At 58.5% G+C, this 17,734-nt stretch carries 15 protein-coding genes; 8 read left to right on the forward strand and 7 right to left on the reverse strand.

The annotated features are described in order from the left end of the window. Positions 1-329: 329 nt before the first annotated feature. On the forward strand, positions 330-692 hold the full coding sequence (locus ACQZ5F_RS01440) for a hypothetical protein (RefSeq protein WP_448731021.1): 363 nt from the start codon (positions 330-332) through the stop codon (positions 690-692). Between the two features lie 63 nt (positions 693-755). Here ACQZ5F_RS01440 and ade read toward each other — a convergent pair whose 3' ends face one another. After that, positions 756-2,450 carry an adenine deaminase gene (ade, locus tag ACQZ5F_RS01445; protein WP_444552238.1) on the reverse strand — a complete coding sequence of 565 codons (1,695 nt, stop codon included), beginning with the start codon at positions 2,448-2,450 and terminating at the stop codon, positions 756-758. A 279-nt stretch (positions 2,451-2,729) separates the two neighbouring features. On the opposite strand from ade, the gene ACQZ5F_RS01450 reads away from it, so the two are divergent. Next, entirely contained in the window at positions 2,730-3,674 is a 945-nt protein-coding gene (locus ACQZ5F_RS01450; protein ID WP_448731020.1) for an HD-GYP domain-containing protein, read from the forward strand. Here ACQZ5F_RS01450 and ACQZ5F_RS01455 read toward each other — a convergent pair. Both ACQZ5F_RS01455 and ACQZ5F_RS01460 read right to left on the reverse strand, forming a co-directional pair. Continuing rightward, the gene (locus ACQZ5F_RS01455) at positions 3,671-4,183 is read right to left on the reverse strand and encodes a GNAT family N-acetyltransferase (RefSeq protein ID WP_046797902.1); all 513 of its coding nucleotides are present in this window, start codon (positions 4,181-4,183) and stop codon (positions 3,671-3,673) included. The two genes, ACQZ5F_RS01450 and ACQZ5F_RS01455, sit on opposite strands and share 4 nt — an antisense overlap. After that, positions 4,180-6,369 carry an anthranilate synthase gene (locus tag ACQZ5F_RS01460; protein WP_448731044.1) on the reverse strand — a complete coding sequence of 730 codons (2,190 nt, stop codon included), beginning with the start codon at positions 6,367-6,369 and terminating at the stop codon, positions 4,180-4,182. The genes ACQZ5F_RS01455 and ACQZ5F_RS01460 overlap by 4 nt, the downstream gene beginning before the upstream one ends. Before the next feature lie 336 nt (positions 6,370-6,705). On the opposite strand from ACQZ5F_RS01460, the gene ACQZ5F_RS01465 reads away from it, so the two are divergent. Continuing rightward, a complete protein-coding gene (locus tag ACQZ5F_RS01465; RefSeq protein WP_225339217.1) occupies positions 6,706-7,611 on the forward strand; it encodes an extensin family protein in 906 nt (301 codons plus the stop codon). Between the two features lie 71 nt (positions 7,612-7,682). Here ACQZ5F_RS01465 and ACQZ5F_RS01470 read toward each other — a convergent pair whose 3' ends face one another. Beyond that, positions 7,683-9,923, reverse strand: a complete 2,241-nt coding sequence (locus tag ACQZ5F_RS01470) for a TonB-dependent hemoglobin/transferrin/lactoferrin family receptor (RefSeq protein WP_225339216.1) — start codon at positions 9,921-9,923, stop codon at positions 7,683-7,685. Between the two features lie 353 nt (positions 9,924-10,276). Between ACQZ5F_RS01470 and ACQZ5F_RS01475 the strand changes: the two genes are divergently transcribed. Both ACQZ5F_RS01475 and ACQZ5F_RS01480 read left to right on the forward strand, forming a co-directional pair. Beyond that, positions 10,277-10,798 (forward strand): TIGR00645 family protein, encoded by a 522-nt coding sequence (locus ACQZ5F_RS01475; RefSeq protein ID WP_046797906.1) that lies wholly within the window; start codon positions 10,277-10,279, stop codon positions 10,796-10,798. 100 nt (positions 10,799-10,898) lie between these two features. Then, on the forward strand, positions 10,899-11,615 hold the full coding sequence (locus ACQZ5F_RS01480; RefSeq protein ID WP_052818119.1) for a helix-turn-helix transcriptional regulator: 717 nt from the start codon (positions 10,899-10,901) through the stop codon (positions 11,613-11,615). 27 nt (positions 11,616-11,642) lie between these two features. On the opposite strand, the gene ACQZ5F_RS01485 is transcribed toward ACQZ5F_RS01480, so the two are convergent. The 3 genes from ACQZ5F_RS01485 to ACQZ5F_RS01495 form a co-directional block, all read right to left on the reverse strand. Further along, positions 11,643-12,800 carry a DUF2333 family protein gene (locus tag ACQZ5F_RS01485; protein ID WP_046797908.1) on the reverse strand — a complete coding sequence of 386 codons (1,158 nt, stop codon included), beginning with the start codon at positions 12,798-12,800 and terminating at the stop codon, positions 11,643-11,645. Between the two features lie 240 nt (positions 12,801-13,040). After that, positions 13,041-13,493 (reverse strand): pseudoazurin, encoded by a 453-nt coding sequence (locus ACQZ5F_RS01490; RefSeq protein ID WP_046797909.1) that lies wholly within the window; start codon positions 13,491-13,493, stop codon positions 13,041-13,043. 209 nt (positions 13,494-13,702) lie between these two features. Then, a complete protein-coding gene (locus ACQZ5F_RS01495) occupies positions 13,703-14,284 on the reverse strand; it encodes a thymidine kinase (RefSeq protein ID WP_137085008.1) in 582 nt (193 codons plus the stop codon). A gap of 385 nt (positions 14,285-14,669) precedes the next feature. Here ACQZ5F_RS01495 and ACQZ5F_RS01500 point away from each other — a divergent pair, with 385 nt between their 5' ends. The 3 genes from ACQZ5F_RS01500 (at position 14,670) to choV (ending at position 17,653) form a co-directional block, all read left to right on the forward strand. Beyond that, positions 14,670-15,572 carry a choline ABC transporter substrate-binding protein gene (locus tag ACQZ5F_RS01500; protein WP_432704568.1) on the forward strand — a complete coding sequence of 301 codons (903 nt, stop codon included), beginning with the start codon at positions 14,670-14,672 and terminating at the stop codon, positions 15,570-15,572. A 186-nt stretch (positions 15,573-15,758) separates the two neighbouring features. Then, positions 15,759-16,610 (forward strand): choline ABC transporter permease subunit, encoded by an 852-nt coding sequence (choW, locus tag ACQZ5F_RS01505; protein WP_046798408.1) that lies wholly within the window; start codon positions 15,759-15,761, stop codon positions 16,608-16,610. Then, a complete protein-coding gene (choV, locus tag ACQZ5F_RS01510; RefSeq protein ID WP_046797912.1) occupies positions 16,607-17,653 on the forward strand; it encodes a choline ABC transporter ATP-binding protein in 1,047 nt (348 codons plus the stop codon). The genes choW and choV overlap by 4 nt, the downstream gene beginning before the upstream one ends. The last annotated feature ends 81 nt before the right edge of the window (positions 17,654-17,734 follow it).

The raw sequence follows: 17,734 nt of genomic DNA on the forward strand, positions 1-17,734 counted from the left end.
ATGTTCTTATTAATAGATACCGCGAAGTAATTTTTTCATAATTACTTCGTTGTTAGCGATCCTCGGGCAAGCTTCCATTATTAATGAATTGAAACCCACAGATTTTCGGTTTCCACCCATAAAGTGAAGCAGGGATTGTCATGTCCGTTTCAATCAAGAGTTTTAATCAGTCCAGTACCGCTAATGCCACATCCTCCCGTGCCAAAGCTCAGGCCGCCCCTCCATCCATCAGAGACGTCTTCCTTTCCGGGCAGTCGGCGGCCCGCGCATCCACACCGAATCCAGCCCCGAAAACCGCTTCAGCCGACTATATCGCATCGCCGGCCTTCATGCGGAATCTGAAGGCCAAGCTTTCGTTGGCGGGGGACGATCCGGCGCAATATCTGGGCGCCCGGTCGATGATGGGCGCTCTCGAGCGCGGGGCCCTGCAGGTTTCGACCCCCACCCAGGGCAAAACGATCGACGCCTGGGATCCGAACCAGAAAAACGCCAAGCCGACGACAGCCACTGACATCGCCAAGACCAATTGGGTCGACTTCCTCAACACGCAGCTGAAGCGCAGCGAAGACGGCGCGCTTTCCAGGGATGGAAGCGGCAGCTATGTCGACAAGGCGACGGGAAAACACGCCTATTTTGGCAGGGTTGCAGGCAAATATTATTACGTCACCTGGCCTTCGGAGACGAAAGCATGAGGCCGCTCTCGCGGCCTCAACGCAGATTGAGCGTATCCGCCGCCTCTGGTCGCTAAACCACCATCAAATCAGCGTAAACCGGTCCACGTCCACCATGCCCATATCCGAAATCTTCAGATGCGGAATGACGGGCAGCGGCAGGAAGGCCACCTGCAGGAAAGGCTCCTCCAGCGTTGTGCCGAGTGCATAGGCCGCCTTTCGCAGCGTATGCAGCGTGTCGCGCACCGTCTCATAGGGTTCGAGGCTCATCAGCCCCGCGACGGGCAAAGCGATCTCGCCGGTTACCCTGCCGTCTTCCACCACCACGAAACCACCCTTGATTTCGCCGAGCCGGTTGGCGGCGAGCGCCATGTCGTCCTCGTTGACGCCGACGACGCAGATATTGTGGCTGTCATGGCCGACAGTGGAGGCGATGGCGCCTTTCTTCAGGCCGAAGCCCTGAACGAAACCATTGGCATGGTTGCCGTTCTTGCCGTGGCGTTCGATGACGGCGACCTTGATGATGTCGTTCGCAAGATCGACGGTGGTCTGGTTGCCATCCGTTGGCAGCTTGTAGCGGCGGTGCTCGGTAATGATCTTGCCGGGAAGCACGCCCATGACGGGTGTTTCGCCTTCGGTGACAGGCACGCCAAAATGGGAAGCGAGCACCGGTCTTGCCTTGACGCTGTCGAGGCCGACGGGGGCGACCGGTTTGCGTGTGGCAAAGAGGGCGTCATCGACGATCCGTCCGCCTGATAACACCATGCTGGCCTTGCAGTTCTGCAGGCTGTCGATGACCACGAGATCGGCGCGCCAGCCGGGTGCGACGAGGCCGCGATCGCGCAGGCCGAAGGCTTTTGCGGCGGAAATGGAAGCGGCGCGGTAGATGGCGAGCGGTTCCACACCGCTGGCGATGGCGGTGCGGATCATATAATCGAGATGGCCCTGTTCGGCGATATCGAGCGGGTTGCGATCATCGGTGCAGAGCGCGAGATAGGGCGACAGGCGCTCGGTGATAATAGGCATCAGGGCGTGCAGGTCTTTTGAGACCGAGCCTTCACGCACCAGAATATGCATGCCCTTGCGGATTTTCTCCATTGCTTCCGGGGCGCTGGTGCATTCATGTTCCGTGCGGATGCCGGCGGCGAGATAACCGTTGAGCGCCGTTCCGGAGAGAAGCGGCGCGTGTCCGTCGATATGCTCGCCCTGAAAGGCCGCAAGCTTTGCCATGCACACCGGGTCCTTGTGGATGACGCCCGGAAAATTCATGAATTCGGCAAGACCGATGACCTTCGGATGATCGCGGAACGGCAGCAGCTTTTCGATGGGCAAATCGGCGCCGGCGGTTTCCAGATGGGTGGCGGGCACGCAGGAGGAAAGCTGCACGCGGATGTCCATGATTGTTTCCATGGCGCTGTCGAGGAAGAACTGAAGCCCCTCCACACCGAGAACATTGGCGATCTCATGCGGGTCGCAGATGGCGGTGGTAACGCCATAGGGCAAAACGCAGCGGTCGAATTCGTGTGGTGTCACCAGTGACGATTCGATGTGGAGATGTGTATCGATGAAACCCGGAACGACGATCTTTCCGGAAATGTCGATTTCCCTGATGCCTTTATAGTTCTCGCAGGTTCCGACGATCGTGTCGCCACAGATGGCGATGTCCGAGGCGACGAGTTCTCCGGTGACGAGGTCGAAGAAACGTCCGCCCTTGAGAACCATGTCCGCCGGTTCACGGCCCGTACCCTGATCGATGCGCGTTTCAAGTCTGGAATTCATGCGGGTTTCTTCGGCTCCTGGTTTACGTCGTATGCGAGAATTTTCACTATTTACATTCCAAGGTTGATTATTGGTCTATTCGAATTTATGCTTTGAGTTTTAAATATATCCGGAGTAAAATATTTTCATATTTGTGTTATCTAATCTTTCGAGGTCCAAGTTTAGGTAAAATCGGGAAGGCTTAACTTCACCTTTATATTTTAGGCGGTTGCGTGCCGACATTTTTTACGAATTACGGTTTCAGGTTATCATTCCCGGGAAGGAAAATAAAAGCATCTGATGCTCAAACGAATTTCCAGCCAGCAACTGACGATTGGCATGTTTATCGAAGCGGTCGAAGGAACGCTTTCGAACCAGGGATTTTTAAAGCGGCACCGCTTTCTTTTGCGGCACGAGGAATTAATGCGTCAATTGAAATTAAGCGGCGCCGAAAGCATTATCATCAATACGGCCAAGGGACATGATACCGAAGGCAGCGCTCGCTCCGCGACCGTTTCGCCGCAATCGGACAATTGCCCGGAAACCGTCGCCGCCGTTACCCATGCCGTGCGCTCGGCCGCCGATGCGATTGCCGAGACCTTCGCCTCCGCCGAAGCTGGCGGCTGTGTTTCGTTGAAGGGCATGGCTGCCGCGGCGAGCAAGATTTCGGATGCGGTGCAGTCGAACCCGGCGATTTTCATCGGGGTCACCCGCCTGAAATCGAAAGACGAAACGACCTTCGTTCATTCGGTCTCCGTCAGCGGTCTGATGATTCTTTTCGGTAATTATCTCGGGTTGGACAGGGGAGCGGTCGATCTGCTCGGCATCAGCGGCTTGCTGCACGACATCGGCAAGGTGGAAATCCCCTCTTCTATCCTCAACAAGGCGGAGGGGCTGAGCGCCAATGAGCGGGAGATCATCAATCTTCACCCCGTATTCGGCCGGGATATATTGTCGCGCAACGCACAGATGCCTGGCATGGTGCTTGATGTCTGCTTCAACCATCATGAGCGAATGGACGGCGGCGGTTATCCGAGTGGCCGTGCGGGCAGCGAGATCAGCCTTTACGCGCGTATCGCGGCGATCTGCGACGTTTATGATGCCGTCACTTCGGTCAGGCCCTACAAGAAGCCTTGGACTGCGAATGACGCGCTGACCTGGATGCTGCGGCGGGAAGGGCATTTCGACATGCAGCTTCTGAAGAAATTCGCGCTGTGTATTTCCGCCTCGCTGCCGAGGGGTTAGGTGCCGAAAATGATCGCCATGTTCAGGCTGTCGATGTAACGCCCGTCGATCAGAACGGCGTCACGGCCCCGGCCTTCATGCACAAAACCGATCTTTTCATAAAGCGCAATTGCTCTGGCATTGTCCGCATGTACGCTTAGCTCGACACGATGCAGCCCGCATTGACGGGCGGCATCGAGTGTCTGCCGCATCAGCCGTCCACCCAGCCCCTTGTCGCGATAGGCGGGCAGGATGCCCATGCCGAGCGTGCCGCAATGGGCGCGGGTTGCTCTGCTCTGGCGGCGAATATCGCACCAGCCGGCCACTTCGCCATCCGCAATCGCCACGAATTGCGGATGGTCGTTTTCAATCATGTCGAGAACGAAGGCGCGGACAGAATCGAGCGGCGGCGCCTCCAGGAAGCTCAGATATTTCCGCTCACGCGAAACCGTATCGAGAGCACGGTGAAAGCTTTCAACGTGCTCCGCCCGGATGGGTTCTATGGCAATGGCGCCGGCTGCGGCCATCATGCCGCCTTCGTCTTCGCCTTGCGGGTCAGATGCACCACGACGTTCTCGATCATGCGCATGCCGGCGTCCTGGCCGAGCGTCATGATCGATTCCGGGTGGAACTGAACGGCGGCCACCGGTTCCTTGGCGTGTTCGATGCCCATGATCGTGCCGTCCTCGCTTTCCGCGGTGATGATGAAATCACGCGGCAGGGTGGCGGGGTCGGCGAAGATCGAGTGGTAACGACCGACGGTCACTTCCTTGCCGAGACCGGAGAAGACGAGACCGGGTTCCAGCACGCGGATGCGCGAAGGCTTGCCGTGCATCGGCACTGCAAGCTGGCGCAACTCACCGCCATAGGCTTCCGCCAGAGCCTGAAGGCCGAGGCAGACACCGAAAATCGGCAGATCACGGGCGCGGGCGGCCTTGATCGTCGCCTTGCAGTCGAAATCCGTCGGGCTGCCGGGGCCGGGAGACAGCACAACGAGATCGGGCTGGAAGCGGTCGAACACGTCTGCGGCGACCGGCGATCTGACCGTGGAGACCGTGGCACCCGTCTGGCGGAAATAATTCGCCAGCGTGTGGACGAAGCTGTCTTCGTGGTCGACGAGCAATATCTTGACGCCGGTGCCCACCTTGGCGGCATCGCGCTTGGTGGCCGCCGAGTTGGTGGCTTTTGCGTCACGAATGGCTGCGATCATGGCCGACGCCTTCAGTTCGGTTTCGGCTTCTTCTTCCTGCGGGTTGGAATCGTTGAGCAGCGTCGCACCCGCACGCACCTCGGCGATGCCGTCCTTGATGCGGATGGTGCGCAGCGTGAGCCCCGTATTCATGTCGCCGTTGAAGCCGACCATGCCGCTTGCGCCGCCATACCAGGCGCGCGGGCTCTTTTCATGACCTTCGATGAAACGCATGGCCCACAGTTTGGGTGCACCGGTGACGGTGACGGCCCAGGCGTGGCTGAGGAAACCGTCAAAGGCGTCCATATCGTCGCGCAGGCGGCCCTCGATGTGGTCGACGGTGTGGATGAGGCGCGAATACATCTCGATCTGGCGGCGGCCGATGACCTTTACCGAACCCGGCTCGCAGACGCGGCTCTTGTCGTTGCGGTCCACATCCGAACACATGGTGAGTTCGGATTCGTCCTTCTTCGAGTTGAGCAGTTTCAGGATCTGCTCGCTATCGGCAATCGGATCGTCGCCGCGCTTGATGGTGCCTGAAATCGGGCAGGTCTCGATGCGGCGGCCGGAAACGCGCACGAACATTTCCGGTGAAGCGCCGACCAGATATTCCTGATGGCCGAGATTGATGAAGAAGGAATAGGGCGACGGGTTGATCGCCTTCAGGCGGCGCGAAATCGCCGACGGATTGCTTTCGCAACGCTCCATGAATTTCTGGCCGGGAACGACTTCGAACAGGTCGCCGCGGCGGAAGCTCTCCTTGGCCTTCACGACAAGTTCGGAATATTCGCCGGGACGGTGATCGCCCTTGGGCGGGATCGTATCGGTGGTCTTGAAGGGATCGGGCGTGATGTCGGAGGACTTGCCGTCCGTCGTTACGCCGTCCTTTTCGAAATCGTAACGGTCGATCCAGGCCTTGGCGGAATAGTGGTCAACGACGAGGATTTCATCCGGCAGGTAGAGCACCATGTCGCGCTGATCTTCCGGGCGCGAAAGCGACAGCTTGATCGCGTCGAACTGGAAGGCGAGATCGTAACCGAAGGCGCCGAACAGGCCGATGGCCGAATCCGCGTTCGAATAAAAAAGGTCAACGATGGCGCGCAGCGCGGTAAAGACCGTCGGGATTTTCGAGCGTTCTTCCTCGGTGAAGACGCGGTCCGGTTCGTTGACGGTAAGATCGAGACGGCGGGCGGAGGATGCGCCGAGCGTGAGATCGGGCGTCGCCTTCAGCTTTTCGGTAATAAAGCCGAGCAGCACTTCGCCACGGCCATTATAGGCCTCGATCCACATCTTGCGGCCAAAACAGGAAATGCCGAGCGGTGGGTCGATGATGGCCGTATCCCAGCGGGTGTAGCGGCCGGGATATTCATAGTTGGACGAAAAAACCGCGCCGCGGTGAGAATCGAGCTTTTCGATGTAATTATCGATGGCGGTCGCATAATCGGCGGGTCGACGCTTCCGGCTGACTTTTATGTCGCCTTTCGTCTCGTAGGTTTCCGCTCCGTCATCCTGAATGATCGTTACCATTTCTTTCGTACTCATTTTGTCGCATGTCGTTATCGCAAAACCGCCAAGCACTTTTGCGCGCATGCTTTCTGTTGTTCAAGCCCGATGACAGGCGGCAAAATAACAAAAAAGCCGCCTGAAAATTCGGGCGGCTTGGACTTCGTCTGAAGACATGACTGGTCAAGGCCGCGTAAAGCTGCTCCACCACCAGTTAGCAATGTTCATAGACACGATATTCATGGGAAAATTGTTAGCGTGCACGATCCGCCTTGGCAAGCGGATTTCGGTGAGGGAATGAACCTTACCTGCCGCTGCTGCGTTGCTCTCCTGCCGAAACGGTCAGGAGTACCCCGTATAATGCTTCATCGCCTGTGTCTTCTGGTAGCCAGCCTTGCATTGATTTCCGCCTCGGAACCGCCCCCCCAGGTGCCTGTGCCACAGCCCAAGCCGGGTGAGGGGCAATCCTCCACCCCTTCGGAAAAGCCATCGGACGGGAAGGCGCAAGACCCGGTGGAAGCGCCGAAACCGGTTCCGAAGCCGCAGGCTCCGGAAGAACAGAAACCGGATGGTGAAAAGACACCCGCTGATAAGGGGGCCGATGACGCGAAGGGGAAAAGCGAGGGCAAGGATGGCGGGGAACAACAGAAACCAGCTGACGAAGCGGCAAAACCGGAGAAACCACCGGAGCCGGTAAAGCCGGAAGACCCGGCAGCACTTGAGGCCTGCCTTGGTGCGCTGAAGGAAATCGGCGCGGAATTCAAAAAACTTGAGCCGATCCGTGACGAAGAGCAGGGCTGCGGCGTTGAAGCGCCAATTGAGCTTTCCGTGGTTCTGCCTGATATAAAGCTTGAACCTTCAGGCACCATGCGCTGCGAAACCGCGCTTGCCCTTTCCCGCTGGACCAAGGAGATGGTGTTGCCGGCGGCGGCCCTTGCCCTGCCGGAGAAAAAGGTGACGGCCATCGCCAATGCGTCGACCTATATCTGCCGCAACCGTAACAGTGCCGAAACGGGCAAGATTTCCGAACATGCCAAGGGCAATGCGGTGGATATTTCCACCATCGCCTTCGATAAGGGCGAGCCGCTGGTGATGAAGCCGCGCGGCGAGGACGGAACGCCGGAAGGCGCCTTCCAACGCACGATTACGGCCGCTGCCTGCCTGTTCTTCCGCACCGTTCTTTCTCCCGGCAGCGATGCCACCCATCAGGATCACCTGCATCTTGACGTCCTGGAGCGAAAGGGCGGATACCTTTATTGCCGGTGACAAAAAAGGGGCGACCCGAAGGCCGCCCCGACTGGAGATGATGTTCCGGAGATGATGGTTCTGGCCCGGTTTTAGAATTTCTGGGTCAGAGAGATTTTGAAGCTGCGTCCGGCTTCCGTATAGAAGTCGACCGGCTGGTTGACGCTGCTGACGGTGTTGGGATTGACGTCACGAACGCCGACCGCATTCCAGTATTGCCTGTCGAACAGGTTGTAGATGCCGGCCTGAATGCGCAGGCCCTTGGTCTGTTCCGGCTCCCACCAGCCAGTCAGGTTGAAGATGCCGTAACCGGGTGCGTCAAAGGTGGTCGCGACCTTGTCGTCACGCATGCCGGACGAGAAGATGCCGGTGAATTCCGTGCCCCAGGTTTCCTGCGCGTAGCCGATGCCGAGCACGGACTTGAACGGGGCCACCGTGCGGATGAACTCGTTGGTGTCTGTGTCCTTGCCATAGGCGTAAGCGAGCGAGGCATGGGCGAAGAAGCCGTTTGCAAGGTCCTTGCGGACCTTTGCTTCCACACCCGAAATTTCGACATTGTTGCGGTTGCGATAGGTGAAGAGCGATCCGTTGCCCCTACCGCCAAAGCCGGGGAACAGGGTCGTCGAGGTCGTGTACTGCTCGATGAAGTTCTTGTACTTGTTGTGGAACAGCGTCAGGCTTCCCGTGAGGTCACCGGAGGCATAGTTCGCGCCGATTTCAAAACCATTGCTGGTCTCGGGGTTGAGGGCGGAATTGCCGACCACTGCGTAACCGGAGCTGACGTTGGAGAAGTTCAGGTACAATTCATTGATCGTCGGTGCACGATAGGCCATGGACCATTGTGCGAAGAGCTGAAGTTCCGGTGTCACGTCATAGGTGGCAAGCAGTTTTGGCGAGAAGCGCGAGCCGCTGTTGCCGCTCGGCAGGCCGAAGGTGTTGTAGCCGCTGTTGCTGGATACCGAACCATCCGGATCGTAATCATAGGAATCGAAGCGCAATCCGGGGGTAAGGCGGAAGCCGTTGCCAAATGCGATTTCGTCATCGAGATAGAGGCCGAGGCTCTTGCCGCTCACGTCAGGCATGTCTGATTGCGACGAAGAGGTTGAACCAGCCGTGTTGGCGAAAAGCTCCTGGCTGAAATCGGTCGTCATGGCGTTACCGCCGAAACGGACCGTGTGCTGCACGCCGCCGAGTTCGAAACCGGATTCAAGGCCGCCAACGATGCCAAATGCGCTGTTGCGCATGCTGTCTTCGCGAATATAGAGCGAATTGTTGGTCAGTCGGTCTCCGGCGCCGGACTCCTTGGAAAGACGCGTCCAGTAAAGCGAAAGATTGGCGGCGTCGATGAAGCCGTCGGTCGAGGGCGCTTCGTATTCGTAATCGAGGGATACGCGATCACGCTCGGTATCCTCGTAGCCCCTATAGTCGCCGATGCGGTAGGTCGATCCCGAAACGCTGACGCCCTGTAGGGTCTTCATGTCGCTGCGGTTTCTCAGCGAATAGCGCTCGGCTGTCAGGCCGATGCGATGGCCGCCTTCAAGATCCTGACGGATCTTGAACATCAGGTTACTTTCATAGGTGTCGGCGGGATTGGGCTTGGTGCGGCGCGTGCCGTAGATATCGGCCGTGCCCTTGTTGTCCGTCTCGTTGCCGCGCTTGTAGGAACCCTGGAACAGGACCGAGGTGTTCTCGATCTTCTTGGCGACGGCGAGGGATCCGCCGACGCTTCTGTCTTCGCTGTCATAGGTGGTCTTGGCGACACCGCCCCAATCCCTGCCTTCGCCGATCAGGTCTTCCGGCTCGAGGGTGCGCAGCACCAGCGCGCCGCCGAGAGCACCGGAGCCGATACGGCTGGAATCTGCGCCGCGCACCACGTCAACCGTCGAGAGCGAGGAAAAATCGAAGCTCGAATTCGTATTGCTCAATGTGGTGGTGGCCTGACCCTGCCGGGCGAAGTTTTCGAAGAAGGGAACGGGAATATTGTCAATCAGCGTTACGACACGTGCGCCGCCGAGGCCGCGAATGAACAATCCGCCGGGCCGGCCGGGCTTGGAATCCACATAATCGACGCCCGGTTCCGTGCTGTTTCCAAGGTCCTTGATGCTGCCGATGTCCTTCTTGCGGATGTCTTCCGCCGTGGTCTGGCTCGCCAGTGGCGTATCGGCGGCGGCATTGGCGCTTTTGACGCGCTTGCCCTTGACGACGATCCTTTCAAGCGTGGTAGCGCCGTCCGCCTGCGACGCGGCATCCTGTGCCCGTGCGGGGCCGGCAAGCGGCAGAAGAGACATGGCAGTGCACAGAAGCAGCGCGGAATGGGTGCGCGAGATGGACATTAAGTACCCCCGGTAGGCGCGCGGATAGACACGGCGCGCGAAAACGCGCCGCACTTGTGCGCGGCTTAAAATGTTCTGAATTGTTACGGGCGAGCCGATAAGCGAGGACTAGAAAACATGATGATAACTGTCAACATATTATATATGACTTTTCGCATCATGTTTTAAAGCATAACGGTATGTTGCAGAAATGTTACGGGCCGCCGTGGCGTCTTCCAGGTGCTGAATGCGGCAAAAACGCCACGGTGCCGCCAAAGTCCCGACATTGCCGCTTGCTAGGATATTCGCAGCCAGTTTACATGGCGAAAGAAAGCATGCTCCAACAATAAACAGATTATTAATCGGATACGGAAATGAAGTCTCTTGAACTGCTCGTCGAGCGGATCATCCTCTCCAGCCGCTGGCTGCTCGTCGTTTTTTATCTCGGGCTTGTCGCGGCGCTGGCGGTTTACGCGTTTTCCTTCGCGCTCAAGTTCCTGAAGGTTGCAAAAAACGTCTTTATTTACGACGAGTCGGATATGATCCTCGCCATGCTTGGGTTGATCGATGCGGCGCTGGTCGCCAGCCTGATCGTCATGGTGATGATTTCCGGTTACGAGAATTTCGTCAGCCGCTTCGACAATGCGGATGACGAGGTTTCTTTTCTGGGCAAGCTCGACGCCGGCAGTCTGAAGATCAAGGTCGCATCGTCGATCGTGGCGATTTCGTCGATCCATCTGCTGCAGATTTTCCTCAACGCCAACCAGTATTCGGACAGCAAGCTGATGTGGTTCACCATCATCCATCTGGCTTTTGTCGTCTCGGCGGTTATGCTCGGTTTTCTGGAAAAACTGATGGCCAAGCCGAAGGACAAGTCCGAAAACCCCGCGCTTTAATCCAGGTGGTCCGCCCGTCATGAAGGTCGCAACCGTCTTCGCCTCTGCTGTCTGTTCCTCACATTGGGACATTTTGCGCCCATCGGGTGGTGGTGGCTGAATGTCGAAGACGGAGCGCCAGGCCAGACTTTGCCGTGACCTGTCCGCCGCCGCCGACAGGCAGCAATGGTTGATGGCGCTGCAAGAGGTAATGCACGCATTCGGCTATGCGCATGTGACGCTGATGAAATTACCCGGTGGCAGCAATGCTTATGCCTTGCCAACAGTTGTTGAAAGCACCCTGCCGGTCTGGGTTGTGAATGCGATGACCGCGAATGGCGCGCTTGGCGAGTGTCCGGTAATCAAGCGCGGCGCCTCATCGATGATGCCGCAATACTGGTCGCTGGAAGACGCGGATATTGCCTGCGGAACGCTGGCGGAAGCGGGGGCCTCGCTCGGCAGCATCGGCATCACCTCCGGGCTCATGGTGCCGGTGAGCGGCATGAGCGGAAACCGGCATCTGATGAATTTTGCGGGTGATCGTGATACCCTGTCACAGGCATCGCTGAATGAGCTGGGCATGATCGTGCTGCATGCTCTGGAGGTCTATGATCGTCTTTGCCGCATCGGCTCCAAAGGCCCGTCGCCCCTCACGAAACGGGAGCTTGACGTGGTGCGCTGGACCGCGCAGGGCAAGACCTCCGTGGAGATCGCCGAGCTTCTCTCCATCTCGGAGCACACCGTCAATACCTATATGAACAATGCCATGCGCAAGCTCGACTGCGTCAACCGTACGCAGCTGGTGGCAAAAACCATACGTCAGCGCCTGATAGATTGAGCCGGCCGCGAAGAGCCGGCTCCCTTGTCAGCGGTCGAGGACGGAACGGAGCTCGACGAGGTTGGAGCGCACCCGCAGCACGTAAAATCCCATCGTGGCGAGATGCGAGGGCATGATCCAGCCGCTTTCCTCACCGTTGGAAATGATCGCCGGCTGGATGCGCAGCGCCGCGCGGGTCTGCGCCAGCGTGTCGTTCCACAGGTTGGTCAGGTTGCGCTCGCGGATGACCTGCGCGAAGTCCGATCCGGCGGCGGAAAGCACGCCGTAATATCCGTAGAGCTGGCCATAAGCGAACCAGAAACGGTCATCGGCGCGGGTGTCGAACCAGCCGCCATTATAATTCTCCGAACGCTCGCGCAGAATTGCAGAGGTGGAGCCGATATCGCCGGCGATGCGGTCGATGAACTGGATGAGGTTGTCGGCACGGGTATCGAAGACGGCCTTGCAGGCGGTCAGTTCGCCATTAAAGGCCTGGAAGCTGCGGATCGCGGCGCGGTAATAGCTGGGCGTCGGCGTCTTCGGGCCGAAGGGATCAAGGCCGAAATACCAGGAATATTCGCTAAACTGCATGTTGCCACGCGCTTCCTGGAGATTGTTGTTGATACCAGAGGTTCCGCGCACGCGGCCGAGCGTATCCACCAGTTCCACCGAGGTGCGGCGCACGGCCTGGTTCACACCACGCTGGAATGACGCCTTGTTGTCCAGAAACGGCGTGCTGTCCCAGTCCATGCCGAAAAGGCCGAGACGGTAGAGCAGCATGGAGGAAATCCATGCGTTCTGGTTGACGTTGAAATCGGTGAGATCGGCGGCGGCATCAACGATGGCGGATCGCTGGCACACCGGTGCGGACGTGTTGGCGGCAGCGCCGGTGGCGCCGGCGGCCGCAGCCGGGGTGGCGGTCGGCAATTCCTGTCCGGGCGGCACGGTGCGTTCGGCTAGCTTGTAGCGGGAAATGTAATCCGGGTCGAAATTGCTCCAGACCTGCGTCTGCCAGACGAAATATCCATAAAAGCCGGCAAGCAGGATGAGAACCAGAGCAATCGGCCCCTTGATGATCCAGTTGCGATCGCGATACCAGCCATGGGCGGCCATGAAGGGCCACAAAAGCCAGGCGACGACCATGCCGGCGGCCTTGCCAATGGCGCTGAAGGCTGCCTGAATCAATGCGGTGATCCGGTCGATCATGTCGTCATAGTCTCCTCTGCCCGTGGGGCTGGACGCCGGAAGAAAATCCGCGGCTCAACCGGGCGCCCTTCGGCGCTTCGGAAAAACCACGGTCATTTACTGTCTTCCAGATATGTCCCGGTCAACCGGGATACAACATGATTGCGAAACTTTTCTCAACCTGCGGTCCGCGTCGGCTGTTCCGGCATGCTCAGACTGCTTCACCGGATACTACCGTCGCGGAGCCGCGGGGATATGCTGTTACAGGCCGAGCTTGGCAATCTCGGCGTTCAGCCGGTCGCGGGCTTTTTTAGGCAGCTTGCCATTCTTGACGGCATCCAGATTGGCTGGCGGCGCATCGCCGACGACGACCAGCGCTATCATTCCCATGCCGAGATGCGGCGTGCATTTGATGACATAAGCGCCTTCCTTGTCGACAGTGACCTTCACCGTCTCGTTCATCTTGCCCTTGAAGTCGGCGACACCTTCGGGGATCATTTCCTTGACGGCTGCCGCATCATGGCCCTTGTCGACCGGGACGAAGGTGATGACGTCACCGACGGCGGCCTTGACGGTTGCCGGTTCGAAGACCATCGCCTGACCGTCGCTGCCCTTGTTGAGCATCTTTACTTCGATTTCAGCGGACAGGGCGGGAAAGGCGAAAAGGCCTGCGATGATGGCGAGGCTGGCGAATTTGGCAGTTTTGTTCTGCATAATTTTGCTCCTGAGAGAAAGCACATCCACGCGAATGTGTCTCGGTGGTCTTAGCGCAGGAGCAGGGCAGCCATCTTTGCGAAAAATCAAATGCGGCAACCGGACGCAGATTTAGAGCGCTTTCACTTTTCTTCGGATGGCGAAAAACTCTAACTCTTTGTTTAGTCGCGTTTCAGGACGGAAATGGGGGCACTTTTCCTGGAAATGCTCTAGCCGCCCTTCACCGTTTCCACCCAGTGGCGGCGGCAGAAGGAAACATATTTTTCGTTGCCGCCGACATCGATCTGCGCGCCTTCCCTGACGACATTGCCCGCATTATCGAAACGGGCAACCATCGTCGCCTTGCGGCCGCAATGGCAGATTGTGCGGATTTCGCGAAGCTCGTCGGCAATGGCGAGCAGTTCCTTCGAGGCCGGAAAAAGCTTGCCCTGAAAATCGGTGCGCAGCCCATAGGTCATGACCGGGATGTTCAGCCGGTCGGCAATGGCGGCCAGCTGCCAGACATGGTGTTCCGAAAGGAAGTTGGCTTCGTCGATGAATACGCAGGCGACCGGCGCTTCGGCATTGAGGGCCGATACTTCGGCGAAGATATCCGTGCTTTCGTCGAAGGTCCGGGCGTCGGAAGAAAGGCCGATGCGCGATGCCACCCGGCCGGCACCCGCCCGATCGTCAAAGGCGGCCGTGAAGATCAGCGTGCGCATGCCGCGTTCCTGATAATTATAGGACGCCTGCAGCAGCATGGTCGATTTGCCGGCATTCATTGCCGCATAATTGAAATAGAGTTTTGCCATTATCCACTCCCGAAGCGCCTTTGCGTCCTTCGGACGCGCCGTAACAATGCTCCAACCTCTTGAATCGGCGCATCGCGCCTGCGCAAAACCGATTCTCATTCCTGAACGATGTTGCAATCTGCGTCTTTTGACGGCGAACAAGCGGGTTGAAAAGTGCGGCGATGGAAAAAACACAGATTTCCACGGCCTGCCATTCTCGCCTTTACGCCGTTAAAGACCGACATTTTCACGGTTTTGTCGCAAACGGTGGGCCAAAGCACGCAAATGCACGCGAGTTGATTGTGGCCGGCAGATATTGATAATGGCAAGGGAACGAAAAAACAGGGAGCAAGCGATGTTTGCAAATAAAAGTCGCTGTCTGGCCTTGGCCGCAGCAATCTCCTCCATGACGTTCAGCGTGGCCGGTGCCGCCGAGCCGGCAAGTTGCGGTACGGTGCGTTTTTCAGATGTTGGCTGGACCGACATCACGGCCACAACGGCGACCGCCACCGTACTTCTGAAAAGCCTGGGTTATGAAACCGACGTCAAGCTTCTCTCCGTACCCGTTACCTATACATCCTTGAAAAACAAGGACATCGACGTCTTCCTCGGCAACTGGATGCCGACCATGGAAGGCGATATCGCGCCTTACCGCGAGGACAAATCTGTTGAGACGGTGCGTGAAAACCTGACGGGCGCGAAATACACGCTGGCGACCAACGCCAAGGGCGCGGAACTCGGCATCAAGGACTTCAAGGATATCGCCGCCCATAGCGCCGATCTTGGCGGCAAGATTTACGGCATCGAGCCGGGCAATGACGGCAATCGCCTGATCCTCGACATGGTGGCTAAGGACAGTTTCGGCCTGAAATCATTCGAGGTGGTGGAGTCTTCCGAACAGGGCATGCTGTCGCAGGTTGCCCGTGCGGAAAAATCCGGCGAGCCGATCGTCTTCCTCGGCTGGGAGCCGCATCCGATGAATGCGAATTTCAAGCTGACCTATCTGACCGGCGGCGACGAGGTCTTCGGCCCCAATCTCGGCGGCGCGACGATCCATACCAATGTCCGCAAGGGTTATGTCGAGGAATGCCCGAATGTCGGCACTCTTTTGAAGAACCTGCAATTTTCCCTGCCCATGGAAAACGAGATCATGGGCAAGATCCTGAATGACGGCCTTGAGGGCGAAGCGGCCGCGACCGCCTGGCTGAAAGCCAATCCGGCAGCGATCGAGCCCTGGCTCGCCAACGTCAAGACCAGGGACGGCAGTGCCGACGCCTTGCCCGCCGCCAAGAAGGCACTGGGCCTTTAACGCAAGACTATGCATGACTGCGTCCGGCCTGTGCGACAGGCCGGACGCAGCGGGAAATAACGATGCCCATGCATGACCTCAGCCGGCGAATTTTATCGCATCGCAGGTCACGCGCCAGCACCGCGTCCGGCAGTCTCGCTGCCGGCCGTCGTTTCTGCATTTGTTCACGAAAGGTCTTTTCTTACCGTGGAATGGCTCAGCGCTCCTGAAAACCGCCTGCCTGTCGGCCGATATGCCAAGGAGGCCATCGACTGGCTGACCGGCAATCTCGCTTTTTTCTTCGATTGGCTTTCTTTCATCTTCCAAAGCGTCATCAACGCCCTGCTTTATGTTTTGCAGGCGCCGCATCCGCTGATCATCGTCGCGATATTGACGGCGCTTTCGGCCTGGACACGCCGCTCGGTCGGCATGCCGCTCTTCACGGCGCTCGGCCTGCTGCTCATCATCAATCTCGGTTACTGGAAAGCCACGACGGAAACGCTGGCGCTGGTGATTGCCGCGAGCGCTGTGTGCATGATCATCGGCATACCGCTCGGCATATTGGCGGCACGGCGTAAATGGATCTATGCCGGCATGCGCCCGGTGCTGGACCTGATGCAGACCATCCCGACCTTTGTTTATCTCATTCCCGCGCTGGTGCTATTCGGCCTCGGCATGGTTCCGGGGCTCATCGCCACCGTCATCTTCGCCATTCCGGCCCCCGTGCGGCTTACCCGCCTCGGCATCGTCTCGACGCCGCCGGCGCTGGTGGAGGCGGCGGTCGCCTTCGGTGCGACGCCCTCTCAGGTTCTGCGCAAGGTGGAGCTTCCCTTCGCCGCACCGCAGATCATGGCGGGCTTGACCCAGACGATCATGCTGTCGCTGTCGATGGTGGTCATCTCCGCTCTCGTCGGCGCCAACGGGCTCGGCGTACCGGTGGTGCGTGCGCTCAACACCGTCAATATCTCCATGGGCTTCGAGGCGGGACTATGCATCGTCATATTGGCGATCGTTCTCGACCGGCTTTTCCGACTTCCCGGTGCGGAGGATGACCTATGAGTGATGCCATCATCTTCGGAAATGTCGATATCGTATTCGGTGACCGGCCCGATGCCGCCCTGCCGATGATCGACAAAGGCAGTACCCGTGACGAGATCAATAGCGAGACCGGGCTGGTGCTCGGTGTTGCCAATGCCTCGCTGTCGGTGAGTGAAGGCGAAATCCTCGTGCTCATGGGGCTTTCCGGATCCGGAAAATCGACGTTGCTTCGGGCCGTTAATGGTCTGGCGCCGGTGGTGCGCGGCAATGTCGGTGTGAAGACCAAGTCCGGTTATGTCGATCCCTATCGCTGCCCGGCGAAGACGCTGCGCGACCTGCGCACGCATACGGTTTCGATGGTGTTCCAGCAATTCGGCCTTCTGCCCTGGCGCAATGTGGCCGACAATGTCGGCTTCGGGCTTGAGCTTTCCGGCGTGCCGGAAGCAGAGCGCAAACGCATGGTGGCCGAGCAGCTGGAGCTGGTGAACCTGTCCGCCTGGGCCGACCGCAAGGTGGGGGAGCTTTCCGGCGGCATGCAGCAGCGCGTGGGGCTGGCCCGGGCCTTTGCCACCGGAGCGCCGATTCTCTTGATGGACGAGCCGTTTTCGGCGCTCGATCCGCTCATCAGAAGCCGTTTGCAGGACGAGCTCCTGGAATTCCAGAGCCGGCTGAAGAAGACCATTCTCTTCGTCAGCCACGATCTGGACGAAGCATTCCGCATCGGCAATCGCATCGCCATGATGGAAGGCGGGCGCATCATCCAGTGCGGTACGCCACAGCAGATCGTCAAGCAGCCGGCCACGCAATATGTCGCTGACTTCGTGCAGAACATGAACCCTATCTCGATGCTCACCGCCGCCGACGTGATGAAGCCGGGTGTGGACGAACGAAACGGGCGGCTGACCGTGGCGGCCACTGCGCTTGCGTCATCGCCGCTGATCGACATTCTCGATGCGCTTGCGAAGCATTCGGGCGCGATCGGTGTCGTCGACAATGGCGCCATCATAGGCACGATTTCCGCAGATGAGATCGTGACCGGGCTGACCCGTCACCGAAAAAAATAATATTTTTTTCTGCGAGAACAGCATAAAGGGCCTTCCGTGATGGATGGCCCTTTATGCTTTTAAACGGACCTTGCAGCGCAA

It is taken from the genome of Agrobacterium sp. 22-210-1, assembly GCF_053522525.1.

Coding starts and splice junctions, on each gene's coding strand:
- ACQZ5F_RS01500 (WP_432704568.1), top strand. CDS start 14,670: ATGACGTTCAGCGTGGCCGGTGCCGCCGAGCCGGCAAGTTGCGGTACG.
- ACQZ5F_RS01440 (WP_448731021.1), top strand. CDS start 330: ATGCGGAATCTGAAGGCCAAGCTTTCGTTGGCGGGGGACGATCCGGCG.
- ACQZ5F_RS01475 (WP_046797906.1), top strand. CDS start 10,277: ATGAAGTCTCTTGAACTGCTCGTCGAGCGGATCATCCTCTCCAGCCGC.
- choV (WP_046797912.1), top strand. CDS start 16,607: ATGAGTGATGCCATCATCTTCGGAAATGTCGATATCGTATTCGGTGAC.
- ACQZ5F_RS01490 (WP_046797909.1), bottom strand. CDS start 13,493: ATGCAGAACAAAACTGCCAAATTCGCCAGCCTCGCCATCATCGCAGGC.
- ade (WP_444552238.1), bottom strand. CDS start 2,450: ATGAATTCCAGACTTGAAACGCGCATCGATCAGGGTACGGGCCGTGAA.
- ACQZ5F_RS01485 (WP_046797908.1), bottom strand. CDS start 12,800: ATGATCGACCGGATCACCGCATTGATTCAGGCAGCCTTCAGCGCCATT.
- ACQZ5F_RS01460 (WP_448731044.1), bottom strand. CDS start 6,369: ATGGTAACGATCATTCAGGATGACGGAGCGGAAACCTACGAGACGAAA.
- ACQZ5F_RS01465 (WP_225339217.1), top strand. CDS start 6,706: ATGCTTCATCGCCTGTGTCTTCTGGTAGCCAGCCTTGCATTGATTTCC.
- ACQZ5F_RS01470 (WP_225339216.1), bottom strand. CDS start 9,923: ATGTCCATCTCGCGCACCCATTCCGCGCTGCTTCTGTGCACTGCCATG.
- ACQZ5F_RS01480 (WP_052818119.1), top strand. CDS start 10,899: ATGTCGAAGACGGAGCGCCAGGCCAGACTTTGCCGTGACCTGTCCGCC.
- ACQZ5F_RS01495 (WP_137085008.1), bottom strand. CDS start 14,284: ATGGCAAAACTCTATTTCAATTATGCGGCAATGAATGCCGGCAAATCG.
- ACQZ5F_RS01455 (WP_046797902.1), bottom strand. CDS start 4,183: ATGATGGCCGCAGCCGGCGCCATTGCCATAGAACCCATCCGGGCGGAG.
- ACQZ5F_RS01450 (WP_448731020.1), top strand. CDS start 2,730: ATGCTCAAACGAATTTCCAGCCAGCAACTGACGATTGGCATGTTTATC.